This window comes from Actinoplanes sp. NPDC051411 (assembly GCF_040682075.1).
In the GTDB taxonomy this organism is placed as follows: domain Bacteria; phylum Actinomycetota; class Actinomycetes; order Mycobacteriales; family Micromonosporaceae; genus Actinoplanes.
Map to the genome: position 1 here is coordinate 1 of NZ_JBFBAD010000184.1, position 17,478 is coordinate 17,478.

Below are 17,478 nucleotides of genomic sequence, written 5' to 3' on the forward strand. Positions count from 1 at the left end.
CGCCGATCCGTGATGGCGTGCCGGGTCGTCGAAAGCCGGGTCGTCGGCCGTGACCAGGCGGGAAGGGTTGGGCACGCGCAGCGGTGGCTCGCTGAGGCGCCGCCAGCCGGTGGGGCTCCACGAGTTCTGCCCGTGGCGGTAGAAGGACGCGTCGCCCAGCCCGTGCAGGAGCGCGACGCGGCCCGGGGGCAGCAGGACGCCGCCGGCTGCGGGTCGTGGTGTTCCGTCGCCGGAGTGCTGGAGGGCGAAGGAACGGCCGTCGAGCTGCACGAGCTGAGCCATGGTTCTCCTGTCTGATGGACGGACGGTTACTTGAGCAGACCGTTGACCTGGTCGTTGGCCTTTTTCAGCGCGTCGGCCGGGGCGGCCTGCCCGAGCACGACCGACTGGATGGAGTCCTGCACGATCTGGCTGACCTCGTTGCCGTGGTCGGTGATCGGCAGGAAGAAGGTGCCGCCGGGCGCGGTCGCCTCGTCGGTGAAGACCTGTACGTCGCGGCCGGCCGCCTTGTGCGCGGCGAGGGCCTTGTCGGTGCTGGTCTTGATGGCGGGGAAGACCACCGCGTGCTGGGCCACGATGTCCTGGCAGTCGGCCGAGCCGAGGAACTTCACCCACGCCCAGGCCTGGTCGGGGTGTTTCGTGCCGGCGTAGATCGCGTCGGACAGCCCGTTGATCGGGGTCTTGCGGCCGGCCGGGCCGGTGGGCAGCGGCGCGAGGGCGTACTTCTGTTTGGTGCCGGCGCCGAGGTAGGTGCCGATCGTCCACGAGCCGGTGATCGTGAACGCGCCCTTGCCGGTCTCCATCACCGCGTCGCGGCTGAGCGTGGACTGCTTGTCGAACGGCGGCGCGTAGCCGGCGTCGATGAGGTGCTTGAACCAGGTGATCGTGTCGGCCAGCCTGGGGTCGTCGTAGTTGTAGTGGGTGCCCCACGGGTTCTTGTCGAGGTAGGTGAATCCGTCGCTGACGGCCAGGTCGCCCCAGCCGTTCTGGCCCTGGGCGCCGTCGGCCCATTCGGGGAGGTAGCCGTACACCTTGACGTGGGTCTTGTCGAAGGCCGGGTCGAGTCCGTTGTGGCCGCTGGTGTCGACCGTCGCGGCGGCGATCGCCTTCTCGAACGTGCCGCCGTCGGCCGGGTTCCAGGTCAGATCGGCCAGACCACTGGTGTCTTTGACCAACTGCTTGTTGTAGACCAGGGCCATCGTGTCCCAGTCCTTCGGCAGGCCGTACCGTTTGCCGTCCTTGACGAACAGGTCGGCCAGCCCGGCCTGGTACTGCGTGAGGTCGACGTGGTCCTGGTCGACGAACGGCTGGATGTCGAGGATCTGATTGCTGGAGACGAACTGCGGATAGTAGGACGCGTGGTCGGTCCAGACGTCGGGCGCGCTGCCGCTGGTCAGCTGGGTGGTGAGGTTCTGCCAGTACTGGTCCCAGGCGGTCTGCGTGATCTTGACGGTGACGTCGGGGTCGGCCTTGGTGAAGGCGTCGGCGCATTCCTGATAGGCCGGCTGCTGCTTGTCGTCCCAGAGCCAGTAGTTGAGGGTCACCTTGCCGCCGGCTGCGCCGTCGTCATCGGAGTTCCGGGAGCAGGCGGCGAGGGGAAGCGTCAGCGCGGCGGCGGCCAGGGCCGCGATGACCGTACGCGGTGGGAGCACGGAATCTTCCTTCCAGTTATTTGATGCCGGTGAAGTTGAGTGATTGCACGAGGCGCTTGCCGAGGAAGACGAGAACCAGCACGACGGGGACGACGGACAGCGCCGAGGCGGCCATGAGTCCGGTCCAGTCCGGCTGGGTGTCGGGGGACTGCTGGCGGAACACCCCGAGCGCCACCGTGAGCACCCGGGTCGGTTCCCCGCGGCCGACGAGCAGGGGCCACAGGAAGTCCTTCCAGGCCCACACCGCGGTGGTGAGCGCGATGGTGAGCAGCGGACCCCGGCTCATCGGCATGACGACCCGCCAGAAGATGCCCCAGCGGCCGGCGCCGTCGATCGTCGCCGCCTCCTCGACCTCGCGCGGCACCGAGAGGAAGAACTGCCGGAGGAAGAAGACGGCGAACGGGGTCATCAGCAGGTTGGGCGCGACCATGCCGGCGAACGTGTCGATCAGGCCGAGGTTCTTCACCAGCGTGAAGTTGGGGAGCAGGGTGAAGATCGGCGGGACCATGAGGGCCGCGATGAGGACGCCGAAGACCAGGTCGCGGCCCGGGAAGCGGAGGCGGGCGAAGGCGTACCCGGCCATCGCGCAGCAGAAGGTCTGTACGGCCGCGATGCTCAGCGCGTAGATCGTGGAGTTCAGCGTGTAGCGCAGGAAGTTGATGTGCGCGCCGGAGCCGCCGGCCTTACGCGCGGTGGCGTCGTCGACGAGCCCGAGGACCCGCCAAAAGTTGATCATCGTCGGGTGGGCGGGCAGCAGGTTGGTGCTGTCGGTGAAGATGTCGCCGGCCGGGGTGATCGCCGTGCGGATCATCCAGTAGAACGGCAGGATCGTGAGGACCAGGAAGACGATCAGCGCGGTCCAGGCCAGTGTTCGGCCGAGGTTGAGTCGCATCGCGGCCCCTCAGTTCAGATCGGATCGGGAGGCGCGCAGCAACCGCATCTGCACGGCGGTGAGCAGGCCCAGAATCACGACGAGGACCATCGCCGCCGAGGCGGCGTAACCCATGTGGAAGTACGCGAAAGCCTGCTGGTAGATGTAGAAGTAGATGACTCGGGTGGCGCCGGCCGGGTCGCCCTTGGTGGTCACCGCGACGGTGTCGAAGATCTGGAACGACCCGATCAGCGACACGACGAGCACCAGCGCGAGCACCGGGCGCAGCAGCGGCAGCGTGATCCGGCGGAACATCCGCAGCTCGCCCGCCCCGTCGAGCGACGCGCTCTCGTACAGGTGCTGGGGAATCTGGAGCATGCCGGCATAGAGCAGCAGCGCGGTGTACCCGGTGTACGCCCACGTGTTGATCAGCGCGATCGAGGGCATGGCCCAGGTGGGCGACGTGAGAAATCCCTGATTGCCGAAGCCCAGTGCGGTGATCAGGTGGTTGACGAAGCCGAGGTTGGCGTCGAGCAGCCACATCCACAGCAGGCCGACGGTCACGTTCGGCACCAGCCAGGGGAGCAGCAGGGTCGCCCGCAGCACGACCGAGCGGGTGAGCCGGTGCATGAGCGCGGCCAGCCCGAGCGCCAGCAGCGTCTGCGAGCCGATGTTGAGCACGACGTAGAGCGCCGTGACCTTCATCGAGTTCCAGAACTGGGCGTCGTGCGCGAGGGCGGCGTAGTTCCGGCCACCGACGTACGAAGGGGTGTTGAGCAGGCTGTAGTCGGTGAGCGAATACCACGCGCCGCGGATGGTCGGGTACAGGTAGAACACCGCGAAGCCGATCAGCACCGGCAGCAGGAAGAGCCAGGCCACGCGGCGGTCGTCGCGATGCCGGCGGGGTCCGGCCGGTGCGGTCGGCGGGTCCGGCAGCGGCGGGGCGGGCGCCGCGACGGGATGGGACATCGCCACGATCCGGCCTCTTTTCATCAATCGAAGTTCTTCGACATCGGTGTCTTGCGGTGGTGGGGAGGAGGTCGCTAATAATGATGAAGCTCATGGAAAGTTTGTCAACACCTCCTCAAAATGCCGTCCCCAATCGGAGTTCGGAGGATCCCCATGCGCTTCCTACGAGCGCTCGTGCCCGCGGTGCTGGTCGCCGCGGTGCTCGCCGCCCCGCACGCCGCCGCCGCGGCCCCGGCGGGCCCACCCCCACGACCGGCGCCACCGTCGGCGCCCAGCCCGTCCCTGACCGACCACCCGCTGACCGCCGCCCCGAGCCCGCTCGACAATCCGCTCAAGGGGTTCGCCCGGTTCTACTTCCCGGGCGACAACCAGAACTCGGGCTATCCGCGCTCGCTGGCCTGGAGCTACTTCGGCCTGTCCGAGGTGATGACCAGCGCCTCGAACTGCGGGTCCTACGACTGGTCCATCGTGGACAGCGCGCTGAACGAGATCGCGTCGTACGGCAACCAGGCCGCGATCCGCTTCTACATGGAATATCCGGGCGGCACCGGCAGCCATCCCGGCAACGCGGTCCCGCACTGCTTCGACGGGCATGTGAACTACCGCAACAACACGTACTGGGGCACCGTCTCGCCTGACTACGACAGTCCGTACCTGCTCGACGCGGTCACGAAGTTCATCGCGGCCTTCGGTGCCCGCTACGACGGTGACCCGCGGATCGGCTTCATCAACCTCGGCATCGTCGGGCTGTGGGGCGAATGGCACACCTGGCCCTTCGACACCGACACCGCGGACGGCTATCCCAACCTGATGCCGACCGACACCGACGCGGCGAAGATCATCGCCGCGTACGACACGGCGTTCAACAAGACCAAGCTGGAGATCCGCTATCCGGACTCGGCCGGCGGGGCGGCGAACACGCGCGACATCGGCTACCACGACGACTCGTTCTGCTACCGCGAGGGCTCGCCGCTGGCCGGCGTCACGCTGCCGCAGTCCCTCGGCGGCGCTGACTACGCCCAGTTGCAGCGCGCGCTCAACCAGGGCGTCGAGAACAAGTGGACCACCGACTCGATGGGCGGCGAGGTGCGCCCGGAGATCCAGAGCTCGGCCTTCACGTCCTGGCCCGGCGGCTCCGGCCAAGTCGACAACATGAAGGCGTGCATCGAGCTCGAGCACACCACGTGGAAGATCAATCAAACCAGCCAGAGCTACTCCAGCTCGGATCCGAACGTCGCGGCGGCGGTCCGGCTCATGGGGTACGACTTCACGGCCACCCACGCGTACTACCCGAACAGCGCCAGCGGGAGCGCGACCGTCGGCGTGACGATCACGAACAACGGGGTCGCGCCGTTCTACTACCCGTGGACGGTGTCGCTCGGCCTCAAGAACTCGGCCGGCACCGTGGTCAAGACCTGGGACACCGCGTGGGACCTGCGCAAGGTGATGCCGCTGAGGATCCGGGCCTTCCCGGACTGGAACGTCGGCGCCGACCCGACCTATCTCGACTACGGCTATCCGCAGTACTACCAGTCGTCCCTTGATCTGGCCGGCGTGGCCGGCGGCTCCTACCAGCTGGTCCTGAAGGTGAAGAACCCGCTCGAGGCGGTCAGCCCGGCGGCCAAGAAGCTGCGCTTCGGCAACGCGGCCCAGAACGCGGACGGGTGGCTCGGGCTCGGCTCCATCGGGGTCGGATCGGGTGGGAGCGGCGACACCGCGGCGCCGTCGGTGCCGACCGGGTTGGCGGCGTCCGGCAAGACGTCGTCGAGCGTCTCGCTCGGCTGGAACGCGTCGACCGACAACGTCGGGGTGGCCGGCTACAAGGTGCTGCGCGGGGGTGTTCAGGTCGGCACCACGTCCGGCACCTCCTTCACCGACACCGGCCTGACACCGTCGACGGCGTACACCTATGCCGTGCAATCCTTCGACTCCGCCGGCAACACGTCGGCCGCCTCGCCCTCGCTGACGGTTACGACCAGCGCCGGGAGCACGACGCCGCCCGGCCGGGTTCTCGACGACTTCGACGGGACCCCGGCCTATCCGGGTGCCGCGCTCAACGACCTCGGCAAGTGGACCGGCGGCAACTGCTTCGTCAACGGGGGTGGCAACGGCGTGGTCTCCGGCGGGGCGTTGACGCTGCAATACAACAACTGCGGCTGGTTCGGCAGCGACGTCAACACCGACCTCTCCGCATACACCTATCTCGACGTCCGGGTCCGGGGCGCGAGCGGCGGCGAGCAGAGCCACTTCAACCTCGGCCTGGGCGGCACGACCAAGGTCTTCGGCGACTACGTCCTCGACGGCGGCGGCCACCCCGCGATCACCACGTCCTATCAGGACATCAAAATCCCGCTGACGGCCAACGGCATCAGTCGCTCGGCGCCGGGCCAGTTGGCCATGGGCTTCTGGTACGGCGGCAGCAGCTCGATCAGCATCGACAGTCTCTCCTTCACCAACTGACGTATCGGCGCCGGTGCCGTCCTTTCCGGGCGGCGCCGGCCGCTGACGAGGAGAAACGATGAAAATGCTCACCGCCGCGGCGGTCGTGCTGCTCGCGCTGGCCGGCACGCCGGGCGCCGCGCGGGCCGCCGATCCGAGCGTCACCTACACCGCCGACTTCGCAAGTGTCTTCACCAATCCGGAGCGGGGCTTCCACAACCGCTATGAGATCGTCAACGACCCGGCCGTCAACGACTACGCCAGCAACACGATCCCGGGCTTCAACCCGGACCTGCTCGACCGCACGTTCGCCCGGGCCAGGGCGGACGGCGACACCCTGATCCACAGCTACGTCCACCTCGACAAATATCAGACCGGCGACCTGCCCCCGGCCCTGCTCGACAACCTGTCCAGTGGCCTGGCCGCGGTCCGGTCGTCGGGCATGAAGATCGTCCTGCGGTTCGCGTACGTCTGGGACGGCTACTCCGCGGTCACCGAACCGCAGATGGAACGGCACATCGACCAGCTTGCGCCGGTTCTCCGCGCCAACGCCGACGTGATCATGCACCTCGAGGCCGGGTTCTTCGGAGCCTGGGGGGAATGGCACGAGAGCCCGTACACGGCGGCGTCCGAGGAGAGTCAGGCGCCGGTGCGCTACCGCCTGGTCAAGAAGCTGCTCTCCGCGACCCCGGCCGCGATCCCGGTCGCCATCCGTTATCCGATCTTCAACTACGAGATGGCCCAGCGGACCACCCCGCCGGCCGGCTGCGACCTGCCCGACAACTGCCTGCTGACCACCCAGGACTTCGACCGGCTCGGCTTCCACGACGACTGCTTCCTCGCCGACTCGGCCGACATGGGGACGTACGACCAGAACTCGTGGCTGGGCTGGTTCGACGTGCCGGCCAAGAAGCAGTGGGTCTACGACATGCGGACCTCGGCCGGCGGTAACAAGATCGTCGGCGGGGAGACCTGCGACTCGACCGGCGGCGACGACGCGGCCGGGGTGAACGCGCAGTACGAGCTGGCGCATCAGCACTGGACCGAGATCAACGAGGACTACGCGCCGGTCAACATCAACCTCTGGAAGAACACGTCGGTCGCGGCGTCCGGGAACGATCCGGCGGAGACGCTGTTCACCCGGATCAAGCGGAAGCTGGGCTACCGGTTGCGGCTGGTCGACGCCACGTTCCCGACCCGGTCCACGGCCGGTGACACCTTCAGCTTCTCGGCCCGTCTGACCAACGACGGGTTTGCGGGTCCGATCAAACCGCGGCCGGTCTTCCTGGTGTTCGACGACGGGACGCACCGCTACAACGTGCCGCTCAACGGCGTCGACCCGCGCACGTGGACGCCGGGGGCGGTCGCGGTCCCGCCGCGTACGGTGAGCCTGCCGGCGATGGTCGTCGGAACCTATCGTCTGGCGATGTGGTTGCCCGACCAGTCCGAGAGTCTGCGAGGCAACCCGTCCTACTCCGTCCGGCTCGCCAACACCGGCACGTGGGACGCGGCCAAGGGCTACAACGTGCTGGCCGGCGCCGTCACCGTCGGCTCCTGCACCGCGGACTGCGCGCCGCCGACCGCGCCGGCGCTGACCGCTTCCGCGAGTGGCGGCTCGGTGTCGCTCGCCTGGACCGGCGCGAGCGACGACGTCGGCGTCACGGCCTATCGCGTCTACCGTGACGGCACCGCGATCGCGACGGTGACGGGCGCCGCGGTGCCGACTTCATACACCGACAGCGGCGTGCCGACCGGGTCTCACACCTATGCCGTCGCCGCGCGGGACGCGGCCGGGAACGAGTCGCCGCCCAGCAACGCGGTCACCGTCGGTGTCGGGTGCACCGACTGCTCGCCACCGACCGCGCCGACCGGCCTCGCCGTCACCGGCACGACCGCGACGTCGATCGCGCTCTCCTGGCATGCGGCCACCGACAACGTCGGCGTCACCGGCTACCAGGTGTTCCGCGGCGGCACGCAGATAGGCACCACCAGCAGCCCGTCCTACACCGATGCCGGCCTGGCCAGTGGTTCCTACAGCTATTCGGTGCGGGCGCGCGACGCCGCCGGCAACGTGTCGGCCCCGTCGGCGGTCGTGACCGCCTCCACGGCACCCGTCGGCCTGGTGGTCGACGACTTCGACGGGTCGCCGGCCTACCCCTCGGCGGCCCGGAACGACCTCGGGAAGTGGACCGGCGGCAACTGCTTCCTCAACGGCGGCGGGAGCGGGGCGGTGTCCGGCGGGTCGCTGGCCCTGCAATACAACAACTGCGGCTGGTTCGCGAGCGATGTGGCGGGCGACGTCTCCGCGTACGGCTATCTGGTCCTGCGCCTGAAAGGCGCCGGCGGCGGCGAGCAGGCGCACTTCAGCCTGAGCCTCGGCGGGGCCACCAAGGTCTTCGGCGACTACCTCCTCGACGGCGGCGGTCACCCGGCGATCACCACCTCCTACCAGGACATCAGGATCCCGCTGACGGCCAACGGCATCAACCGGACAGCGCCGGCGCAACTCGCGCTCGGTTTCTGGTACGGCGGAAGCGGCACCGTGACGATCGACAGCATCGGTTTCCAATAGCCGGGAGGGGTTTGTAAACTCCATAGCAATATTGCTGGGCGGGTTGGGGGTCATGCTGTGACGGATCAGGCCACTGCGGGAGCCGACCTGTCGCGGTTACGCGAGCTCAACTCGCTGACGGTGGTCCGCGCGCTGCGCGATCAGCCGCCGACCACCGTCACCGAACTCGCCAGCCTGACCGGGCTCTCGCGCCCCGGCGTCGACGTCATCGCCCAGGGGCTGGTCGCCAGCGGCTGGGCCGACGTGGTCGAGCCGGGCGCGAGCAGCACGGTCGGGCGGCCGGCCCGGCGCTACCGGTTCCGGGCCACCGCGGGCCACGTCATCGGCATCGACGTCGGCGCGCACAAAATACTGGCCCTCCTGGCCGACCTCGACGGCAACGTCACCCACACCGTCCGGCGCTCGGTCGACGCCGACGCCGACCCGGCCGCGCGGCTCGCCGCCCTCGACGAGATCGTCGCCTCCTGCCTGCGCGAGGCCGGCAAGACCGCCTCCGACATCTGGGCGATGACCGTCGGGGTGACCGGGCCGGTCGACGCCAGCGGCCGCACCACGTTGTTCACGCCGCTGCCCGGCTGGCAGACCGTCGACCTGGCCGCCCACCTCAGCGACCGGTTCACCTGCCCGATCCTGGTCGAGAACGACTGCAAACTGGCCGCGCTGGCCGAACGCTGGCGGGGCTCGGCCGGCGACGCCGACGACATCGTCTTCCTGCTCGCCGGCATGCGCATGGGCGCCGGCCTGATCATCGACGGCGTGCTTCGGCGGGGCTTCGGCGGCGCGGCCGGCGAGATCGGCGCCCTCAAGGCCGTACGCTGGCTGGCCGCCCCCGCCCACCTGCAGAAATGCCCCGGAGTGCCGGCCACGGTCAGCCCCGACGACGCGGCGGCCTGGGTCTTCAACGCGGCCCGCGACGGCAACCGCGACGCGCGCACGGCCGTCAACCGTTACGTGAAAGACCTGGCCGTCGGCACCGCGGCCCTGGTCCTCGCCCTCGACCCGCAGGTCGTGGTCTTCGGCGGCGGCTTCTCCCGCTCGGCCGACCTCGTGCTCGACCCGCTCCGGCGCGAACTGCAGAAACTGTGCCTCCGCGTGCCCGACGTCCGCGCCTCGACCCTGGGCGCCGACAGCGTGGCGCTGGGCGCGCTGCGGCTCGCCCTCAACGAGGTCGACCAGCGCCTCTTCTCAGCCGGCCTCAGCGCCCCGGTCGCTCCACGGCGCGACGTTTAGCAATCAGCAGGCGACATGTTTGATGACCGGCTCGCCGGGCCGGCTGTGACGGTGCCTGATGTTGATTCGGGGGCGACCGGTCGCATGCTCGGATCGCTGGGCGGTTGCCCGCTCCGAGCCCCCGCAGGGCGGGCCGGGAACGGCCGGCTGGATCGAGAACTACCAGGTCGGCCTGTTCACGGCCGCCGCAACGACGACGTGGTGGCATGGGTTCTGCCCGCGTCGACAACCTGATCGCCGGGCTGCCGAGCCGGGCGTCGTCACGGGTCTCCCGCCGGCCGGCCGTGCCCACCAGCACGCCGCCGCTGCCCGCCGCGACGGTCAATCGCTGAAGAGCCTGCCTGGCGGGGTCCATGACGAGCCCGCCGATCATGCCTTCGGCCGGTCGAGGAGGCGGGTTGACCACCAAGACGCATCTGCGATGACACTGACCGCCCGTGCCTCGCGGGGACAGCCCGTAGTTCATCGCGGTGCTCGGCAAGATTCGCGCCGGCGCTTGGGCGATCGCCCGCCGACCTTCGACCCGCTCGTATACCGGCAACGCCACGCCGTCGAATGCGGCATCAACCGACCCGAACGCCACCGCGGCGGCGCCAGCCGTTACGACAAGTCAGCCGTTCGCATCCAGGCCCCCCTCACCATCAGGGTGAAAGGATCCGACGAAACGCGCCCTGACCGCCGTTGCAGTATCAGTGCTCGTCCTGCCGACTACGCGACAGCAAGGCGAGGTCTAGGGGAAGCGGCTGCCGATGCTGCTATGGATGTCAAGCGACGTTGAGCGCGGCGGTCGGCTTCGCGGACGATGTGGCGCATGGCCGCCTTCCTGCTGAGGCCTTGCCGGGTGCGCTGCTCGACGGAGTTCGTCATGGATCCGCGGGAGCCCGATCGTGTGCACGGCGCGGTCTTCGCCGCGGTTGAGCCGGGGCCGGTCGGTGTGCTGTGAGGTGGCCGTTGGCGCCGCGACGATCGGCCCGGCTTCAGAACCCGTGGCCAGCGGCTGCCTGGCGACCGCCGGGCCGACACCGAACATGGCGCTCAACCCCTGCGCTGTCCGGCTCCAGCCGCCGGTCGGCCAGAGTAACTCGGTGTTGAGCGCGTTCGCGGCCAGCGCCGCCCCGTCGCCTGCACCGGATCGGTCAGCCGGCCCTCGCGATCGGCCGGACGAGTCTAAATACGTTGCCGGGGTTTCCGGGCGCCGATAGTGTTTCGGGCATGACGCATTATCGAGGCTTCGGCGGCATTCCCCGGGGGCGGCATCGTTAGACACGATTGCTTCTGTCGCCCCTTTATTCCGCGTACGGGAAAAGGGGTTTTTTGTTTTTGATCCTGCGGTTGTAGCTCAGGGGTCAGAGCGCGACGTCGCCAACGTCGAGGTCCCGGGTTCGAATCCCGGTTGCCGCTTTACGTCGCCGTAGCTCAGCGGGTCGGAGCGCCGCCCTGATAAGGCGGAGGCCGGTGGTTCGAGCCCACCCGGCGACACTGTGACTGTAGCTCAGAGGGAGAGCGCCAGGTCGTGGCCCTGGAGGTCGCCGGTTCAAGTCCGGTCAGTCACCCTGCGGTTTGTTGGTTTTGCGGGCGCGCCAACGTTGGAGAGTTGGGATCGGCTGTAAACCGGTTGCTTGGCTGAGCAGGTTCGAATCCTGCCGCCCGCACGGGGCGCGAATTGATTGCGGCCGGGCACACGGCGGCCCAACTGCGGGTGTTCGAGCGGAATCATCGGGCGCGCCCGGTTCTACGAGAAAATGGGGTTCGCCGCTCGTGGCCGCCGGTCGCTTCGAGCCGGTTCCCGGGGTCGGACGAAAAGGGTGGCGAGCACGTCTTCGTCGGGCGTTTCCACCTGCCCTTGGCCGCGAGCCCGGGCACCGCGACGTGGTCGACGGCGACGGCCGGTAGCCGACCACGGTCGCGGTGTGGCTCTCGTCGGGGAAGGGCAGCTCGATCAGTCGAATCGTACGAGCAGGTGGGTGGTCAGCCCGCCGGTGCGCCGGATCTCCATCGTGCCGGTGCCGCCGCGTGACCACCCGAATGCGATGAGGTCGGTGTCGGCGCGGGAGCTGACGCTTCGGATCCGCATGGTGTGGTCGGGTGGCGCTGTCAGGCGCAGCCGGCGTCCGTGTCGGGCTTGTCGGCGACGGTGAGCTCGTAGGTGCCGGCCATGGGGAAGGAGACGTTGACGTAGGTGCCGTCCTTGTCGGCGCACAGGACCGGAGCCGGTGTGCGGTCGTCGACCTTCCAGGCGCCGCCCCGCAGGAGGCCCCGGTAGAAGGCGGTGACGGCGGCCCGGTCGACCTGGGGCGCGGTGCTGCCGGTGGAGAGGTCGTCGCCGCTCGGGCCGCCGTTCGTGGCGAGGAACTGGAGGCTGGCGTAGGCGGCCACCTTGTCGACGTCGCAGCCGGCGGAGGGGGCGCCGGCCGGGTCGTAGCCGCCGGGCCGGTGGGTGAACAGGTCGAGGGCCGAGAACCGGTCACTGCGCTGCTCACAGCGCGCGAGGCGGTGGTCGGTCCACCGGTTGGCCGCATAACCTCCGGCGGCGACCAGGAGGAAGGCCGCGCCGGCCACGAGGACTCGCCTATTCACTGGGCACGTTCACTGGGCACGCTCCGCGACTTCCAGAAGCTCAGCTCGCCGGAGATCGGGAGCCAGTAGTAGACGACGAACGCGGCGATCACGGCGACGCCGGCCAGCGGGACGAACGCCCCGAGCAGGGTGCCGAGGCCGATCCAGGCCAGCGCCAGCCGGAAGCGGCGGCCGATCGAGCGTACGCCGGTGGTGTCGATGTTGCCGGCCAGCCGCCGGGGGTCACGGCACACGTAGCCCCAGATGACGTTGAAGATGACGGCGGCCAGCCAGAACACGATGCCGTGCAGCGCGACCGCGATCCGTTCGCCCTCGCCGTCGCGGAACGATTTGGCCAGCACCGACGCGGCGAACGGCAGGAACGAGATGTTCATCAGCAGCATGGTGTTGAGGAACAGGATCGTCCGGTCGGCGTGCCGGATGTGGTCGAACATCACGTGGTGGTTGGCCCAGATCTGGCCGATCAGCATGAACGTGACGGCGTACGCCAGATAGGACGGCCACAACACCAGCAGCCCGTGGAGCAGGTGTGCGCTGTCCTCGGGCGGCTTGATCTCCAGCACGAGCAGCGTGACCGCGATCGCGATGACCCCGTCGCTGACCGCCACCACCCGGGCCGGGTCGCGCTCAGCCATGGCCGGCCGCCAGGAAGTCGAGGAGCGCCTCGGCCACCGGGCCCGGAGCCTCTTCGGCCTGGTGATGGCCCGACTCGACGATGTGGTGCCGCAGCGGGAGGTCGAGCCACGGGGCCCAGATCGCGGCCGGGTCGCCCTGGATGTCGAGGTCGTCGAACTTGGATTCCAGCAGCAGCGTCGGGCAGGCGACCCGGCGCCCGGCCGCCCGGTCGGCCGCGTCGTGCTCCCGGTCGATGCCGAGGCCGGCCCGGTAGTCCTCGCACATGCCGTGTACGACGGCCGGGTTCCGGTAGGCCGCCCAGACGTCGGCGTGGTTGCCGGCGCCCATCGCCTCGGGGCCGGGGGTCCGGTACCAGGAGTCGGGATCGGCGCTGATCACCCGCTCGGCCGGCTTGTCGGTCTGTCCGAGGAACCACCAGTGCCACCACGCCCGCGCGAAGGTGGCGTCGACCCGGTCGAGATGTTCGATGACCGGCAGGCCGTCCATGACGACCAGGTGTGAGACCGCCGCCGGGTGGTCCATCGCGGTGCGGAAGGCGACGAGCGCGCCCCGGTCGTGGCCGATCACGGCGAACCGCTCGTGGCCCAGACGGGCCATCAGCCGCACGACGTCGCCGGCCATCGCGCGCTTCGAGGACTGGGCGTGGCCGGGCGCGTCCGGCGGGAGGGTCGACTCGCCGTACCCCCGCAGGTCGGGTGCCACCACGAGGAACCGTTCGGCCAGGCGCGGCGCGACCGCGTGCCAGGTGGTGTGGGTCCGCGGGTGGCCGTGCAGCAGCACGACCGGGGTGCCCCGGCCGCCGTGGCGCACTCGGACGGTGACTTCGCCGAGCTCGATATGATCGAGCCGAAATCCATCGAACACCTGCCTGACGCTAGCGGCCCGGCGCACGGCTCCGGAAGGCCCGGCGCGGCTCAGGCCGGGCGGTCCGGCCGCGCTCGGCGCGGCTCACGCATCTGATGTACGCGCGGGCTCCGTTCAGCCCGCCGGGGACCGCCGGATGCGGCCGTGGCTGACAAACTGGGGCGCATACCTGATGAGAAGACCGACCTGCTCGGCTATCTGCGGAATGCCCGCGAGGCCGTCCTGTGGAAGCTCGACGGGCTGTCGGACTATGACGTCCGGCGGCCGCTGACGCCGACCGGCACCAACCTGCTCGGCCTGGTCAAGCACCTCGCCTACGTGGATGCCGGATATTTCGGGGCGACGTTCGGGCGGCCGTTCCCGGAGACGGTCCTGCCGGAGGACGAGGGCGCCGGTTTCAACGCGGACATGTATGCGTCGGCCGACGAGACCCGGGAGCAGATCGAAGACCTTTACCGCCGGGTCGGGGCCCACTCCGACGCGACGATCGAGGCGCTCCCGCTGGACGCCCCGGGCGACGTGCCGTGGTGGGGCGACGCGGGAAAGACCACGCTGCACAGCGTGCTGGTGCACATGCTCGCCGAGACCGCGCGGCACGCCGGGCATGCCGACATCCTCCGCGAGTCGATCGACGGCGTGGCCGGGCTCCGGGCCGCGAACTCGAACCTGCCCGAGGCCGACCCGGCGCAGTGGTCGAGCTATCGCGACCGGCTGGAGGAAATCGCCCGGACGGCCACGGCGAGCGCCTGAGCTCGGCTCCGGCGACCAGCGCGAGAATCGGGCCCTACCGCAACGACCCGGCCAGGATCCCGGCCACCACTCGGGAGACCTCCAGCGACGGGTCTCCCGAGCGGGCCGCGAAGAGCAGATGACCCGACCCGATCAGGGCCAGCCCGAGGGCGTCGATGTCGGCGGAGGGGGACAGGCGGCCCTGGGAGCGCTCGGCGAGCAGATATGACGCGATCATGGTGCCGGCCGCCGAGAGCAGCGGGATGCCGTTCGGGTGGGAGGCCTTCAGCCGGACCCGCAACTCGTCGCGGAAGATGATCAGGCTCATCACGCCCACCGCGACCGAGGTGAACAGCGAGGTCAGGACCGTGGTCAGGTTGCCGGCGACGGTTCCCGTGCCGGCGGCGGCCAGCAACTCGTCGGCCTGGGCCGCGACCCGGGCGCTGCGGTCCTCGATCAGTGCGGCCAGGAAGTCGTCGAAGTCGGTGAAGTGCCGGTGCAGCACGCCCTTGGCCACGCCGGCCTCGGTGGTCACCGCCCGGGACGTCAGGGCGCTCGGCCCGTCTCGCAGGAGCACGCGTTCGGCGGCGTCGAACAGCTGTGCGCGCACGTCGCGCAGCGCTATCCCGGTGGGCACAACCCAGAGCCTAACCTCCCAACCTGCGTGAACCCGCGTTGACAGGCTGTCACGGTCACCATCAATATGTGTCCATGTCTATTTGGGAGCGCTCCCGAACGCGCCTGATCGCCCTGATCGGCGTCACCGCTCTGCTGACGGGCGTCGCGGCCGCACCGGCCCACGCCGACGAAGTGGAGCAGGTCAAGAACGGCGGCTTCGACGGGACCACCGACCCGTTCTGGTCGACCGCCGGCATGCCCATGACGATCGTGAACGGCCAGGCCTGCGTCGACGTGCCCGGCGGGACCACCAACCGCTGGGATGTGTCGATCGGGCAGAACGATATTCCGCTGGTCGCCGGCCAGAGCTACCGGTTCGGTTTCGACGCGAGCGGCGACGCCGGCCACGTGGTCCGGGCGATCGTCGGCCTGGCGGTCGATCCGTACGACACCTACTTCGAGCAGTCGCCGGTCCTCGGCGGCCTCACACATTACGAATACACCTTCACCCAGGGAGCCGACACCGCCCAGGGGCAGGTCGCCTTCCAGGTCGGGGGCAGCGCCGAGCCGTGGCACTTCTGCGTCGACAACGTGTCGCTGGTCGGCGGCGTACCTCCGGAGGTCTACGTGCCCGACACCGGGCCGCGCGTCCGGGTGAACCAGGTCGCGTACGTCCCGAAGGGACCGAAAACCGCGACCGTCGTGACCACCGTGACCACCCCGTTGCCCTGGCAGTTGCGGAACGCCGCCGGCGTGACCGTCGCCGCCGGCCAGGCGCAGCCGCGCGGCACCGACGTCTCCTCGGGCCAGAACGTGCAGACGATCGACTTCAGCCGGTTCACGACGCAGGGGAGCGGCTACACGATCACGGCCGACGGCGACACGAGCCGGCCGTTCGACATCGGCACGGCGGACTATCAGAACCTCCGCGCTGATGCGCTGAAGTTCTATTACACGCAGCGCAGCGGCATCGAGATTCTCGACTCGCTCCGGCCCGGCTACGGCCGCGCCGCCGGTCACATCGACGTCGCGCCCAACCAGGGCGACGGCGCGGTGCCCTGCCAAGCCGGCGTGTGTGACTACACCCTGGACGTGCGCGGTGGCTGGTACGACGCCGGCGACCAGGGTAAATACGTTGTCAACGGCGGCATCTCGACGTGGGAGCTGCTCAGCGAGTACGAGCGCTCGAAGAAGGTCCGCACGGTCAACCTCGCGATCCCGGAGAGCGGCAACCGCGTCCCGGACATCCTCGACGAGGCCCGCTGGGAGCTGAACTTCCTGCTCGAGATGCAGGTGCCGGCCGGTCAGCCACTCGCCGGCATGGTCCATCACAAGATCCACGACCAGAACTGGACCGGCCTGCCGCTGCTGCCCAGCCAGGACCCGCAGCCGCGCGAACTGCACCCGGTCTCGACCGCGGCCACGCTCAACCTCGCCGCGGTCGCCGCCCAGGCGGCCCGCGTCTACCAGCCGTTCGACGCGGCCTTCGCGCGGCGGGCGCTGAGCGCGGCGAAGACCGCCTATGCGGCGGCCAAGCTCAACCCTTCCCGGTACGCGCCGGAGTCCGACGCAACCGGCGGCGGCGCTTACAACGACAGCAACGCCACGGATGAGTTCTACTGGGCCGCGGCGGAGCTCTTCCTGACCACCGGCGAGAAGTCCTACGAGCATGATGTGCTCACCTCGCCGCTGAACACGGCCGACATCTTCGGAACCGGGGCCTTCGACTGGGCGTCGACCGCGGCGGCCGGACGGCTCGACCTCGCGCTGGTGCCCAGCCACCTGACCGGGCGGGCGGCCGTGCAGGCCTCGGTGGTCCAGGGGGCGGAGAAATATCTGGCCGTGCAGAAGGCCCAGGCGTACGGGATTCCCTACGCGCCCGCGAACAACATGTGGGACTGGGGATCGAACAGCGCCATCCTCAACAACATGGTCGTGATCGCGTCGGCGTTCGATCTGACGGGGCGTTCGAAGTATCGCGACGGGGTGCTGACCGGCCTCGACTACGTGCTCGGGCGCAACGCGCTCAACCGCTCCTACGTCACCGGCTATGGCGAGGTGAGCCCGCAGAACACGCACAGCCGGTGGTATGCCCACGAGCTCGACCCCAGCCTGCCGCACCCTCCGGTGGGCACGCTGGCCGGCGGAGCGAACTCCTCGCTCCAGGACCCGTACGCGGCGAGCAAGCTGGCCGGGTGCGTCGCGCAGTTCTGCTACATCGACGACATCCAGTCGTACTCGACCAACGAGGAGGCGATCAACTGGAACTCGGCTCTCGCGTGGGTGAGCGGGTTCGTGGCTGAACAGGGCTGACCGCGTAC

15 protein-coding genes, 4 tRNA genes and 2 pseudogenes are annotated in these 17,478 nt (G+C 69.5%); 12 read left to right on the forward strand and 9 right to left on the reverse strand.

Features of this window, described 5'->3' with window-relative positions; all coding sequences use genetic code 11:
* The 4 genes and pseudogenes from AB0M88_RS48965 to AB0M88_RS48980 all read right to left on the reverse strand — a co-directional run.
* Positions 1–282 (reverse strand): annotated as a pseudogene (locus tag AB0M88_RS48965) (alpha-galactosidase); the annotation flags it as partial.
* A 26-nt stretch (positions 283–308) separates the two neighbouring features.
* Positions 309–1,652: a sugar ABC transporter substrate-binding protein gene (locus AB0M88_RS48970; protein WP_364114436.1), complete on the reverse strand. Its 1,344-nt coding sequence runs from the start codon at positions 1,650–1,652 to the stop codon at positions 309–311.
* Positions 1,653–1,668: 16 nt separating this feature from the next.
* The gene (locus AB0M88_RS48975) at positions 1,669–2,544 is read right to left on the reverse strand and encodes a carbohydrate ABC transporter permease (protein ID WP_364114438.1); all 876 of its coding nucleotides are present in this window, start codon (positions 2,542–2,544) and stop codon (positions 1,669–1,671) included.
* Between the two features lie 9 nt (positions 2,545–2,553).
* Positions 2,554–3,516 carry a sugar ABC transporter permease gene (locus tag AB0M88_RS48980; protein WP_364114440.1) on the reverse strand — a complete coding sequence of 321 codons (963 nt, stop codon included), beginning with the start codon at positions 3,514–3,516 and terminating at the stop codon, positions 2,554–2,556.
* 129 nt (positions 3,517–3,645) lie between these two features.
* Between AB0M88_RS48980 and AB0M88_RS48985 the strand changes: the two genes are divergently transcribed.
* From AB0M88_RS48985 to AB0M88_RS49030, 10 genes and pseudogenes are all read left to right on the forward strand, one after another.
* The gene (locus AB0M88_RS48985) at positions 3,646–5,952 is read left to right on the forward strand and encodes a DUF4832 domain-containing protein (RefSeq protein WP_364114442.1); all 2,307 of its coding nucleotides are present in this window, start codon (positions 3,646–3,648) and stop codon (positions 5,950–5,952) included.
* A 58-nt stretch (positions 5,953–6,010) separates the two neighbouring features.
* Positions 6,011–8,503, forward strand: coding sequence for a DUF4832 domain-containing protein (locus AB0M88_RS48990; protein WP_364114444.1), 2,493 nt, complete (start codon positions 6,011–6,013; stop codon positions 8,501–8,503).
* Positions 8,504–8,560: 57 nt separating this feature from the next.
* Positions 8,561–9,733, forward strand: coding sequence for an ROK family transcriptional regulator (locus tag AB0M88_RS48995; protein WP_364114446.1), 1,173 nt, complete (start codon positions 8,561–8,563; stop codon positions 9,731–9,733).
* 206 nt (positions 9,734–9,939) lie between these two features.
* A complete protein-coding gene (locus tag AB0M88_RS49000; protein ID WP_364114463.1) occupies positions 9,940–10,065 on the forward strand; it encodes a hypothetical protein in 126 nt (41 codons plus the stop codon).
* Positions 10,017–10,511: pseudogene (locus tag AB0M88_RS49005) on the forward strand (hypothetical protein); the annotation flags it as partial. The gene AB0M88_RS49000 and the pseudogene AB0M88_RS49005, both read left to right, overlap by 49 nt.
* A gap of 33 nt (positions 10,512–10,544) precedes the next feature.
* Positions 10,545–10,676: a hypothetical protein gene (locus AB0M88_RS49010; protein ID WP_364114448.1), complete on the forward strand. Its 132-nt coding sequence runs from the start codon at positions 10,545–10,547 to the stop codon at positions 10,674–10,676.
* Positions 10,677–11,061: 385 nt separating this feature from the next.
* Positions 11,062–11,134 (forward strand) — tRNA-Gly (locus AB0M88_RS49015).
* Positions 11,135–11,138: 4 nt separating this feature from the next.
* Positions 11,139–11,212 (forward strand) — tRNA-Ile (locus AB0M88_RS49020).
* A gap of 2 nt (positions 11,213–11,214) precedes the next feature.
* A tRNA-His gene (locus AB0M88_RS49025) sits at positions 11,215–11,286 on the forward strand.
* A gap of 18 nt (positions 11,287–11,304) precedes the next feature.
* Positions 11,305–11,385 (forward strand) — tRNA-Tyr (locus AB0M88_RS49030).
* A 287-nt stretch (positions 11,386–11,672) separates the two neighbouring features.
* Here the strand turns inward: AB0M88_RS49030 and AB0M88_RS49035 are convergent.
* The 4 genes from AB0M88_RS49035 to AB0M88_RS49050 are packed head-to-tail and all read right to left on the reverse strand — an operon-like array spanning position 11,673 to position 13,810.
* On the reverse strand, positions 11,673–11,807 hold the full coding sequence (locus AB0M88_RS49035) for a hypothetical protein (RefSeq protein ID WP_364114450.1): 135 nt from the start codon (positions 11,805–11,807) through the stop codon (positions 11,673–11,675).
* A 20-nt stretch (positions 11,808–11,827) separates the two neighbouring features.
* On the reverse strand, positions 11,828–12,310 hold the full coding sequence (locus AB0M88_RS49040; protein WP_364114451.1) for a hypothetical protein: 483 nt from the start codon (positions 12,308–12,310) through the stop codon (positions 11,828–11,830).
* Positions 12,307–12,945: a TMEM175 family protein gene (locus AB0M88_RS49045; protein WP_364114453.1), complete on the reverse strand. Its 639-nt coding sequence runs from the start codon at positions 12,943–12,945 to the stop codon at positions 12,307–12,309. Before AB0M88_RS49045 ends, AB0M88_RS49040 begins: the two co-directional genes overlap by 4 nt.
* Positions 12,938–13,810, reverse strand: coding sequence for an alpha/beta hydrolase (locus AB0M88_RS49050; RefSeq protein WP_364114455.1), 873 nt, complete (start codon positions 13,808–13,810; stop codon positions 12,938–12,940). Before AB0M88_RS49050 ends, AB0M88_RS49045 begins: the two co-directional genes overlap by 8 nt.
* A 144-nt stretch (positions 13,811–13,954) precedes the next feature.
* Between AB0M88_RS49050 and AB0M88_RS49055 the strand changes: the two genes are divergently transcribed.
* Positions 13,955–14,560: a DinB family protein gene (locus AB0M88_RS49055; protein ID WP_364114457.1), complete on the forward strand. Its 606-nt coding sequence runs from the start codon at positions 13,955–13,957 to the stop codon at positions 14,558–14,560.
* Positions 14,561–14,594: 34 nt separating this feature from the next.
* On the opposite strand, the gene AB0M88_RS49060 is transcribed toward AB0M88_RS49055, so the two are convergent.
* Positions 14,595–15,176, reverse strand: a complete 582-nt coding sequence (locus AB0M88_RS49060; RefSeq protein ID WP_364114459.1) for a TetR/AcrR family transcriptional regulator — start codon at positions 15,174–15,176, stop codon at positions 14,595–14,597.
* A gap of 74 nt (positions 15,177–15,250) precedes the next feature.
* On the opposite strand from AB0M88_RS49060, the gene AB0M88_RS49065 reads away from it, so the two are divergent.
* On the forward strand, positions 15,251–17,470 hold the full coding sequence (locus tag AB0M88_RS49065) for a glycoside hydrolase family 9 protein (protein ID WP_364114461.1): 2,220 nt from the start codon (positions 15,251–15,253) through the stop codon (positions 17,468–17,470).
* Positions 17,471–17,478: the final 8 nt, after the last annotated feature.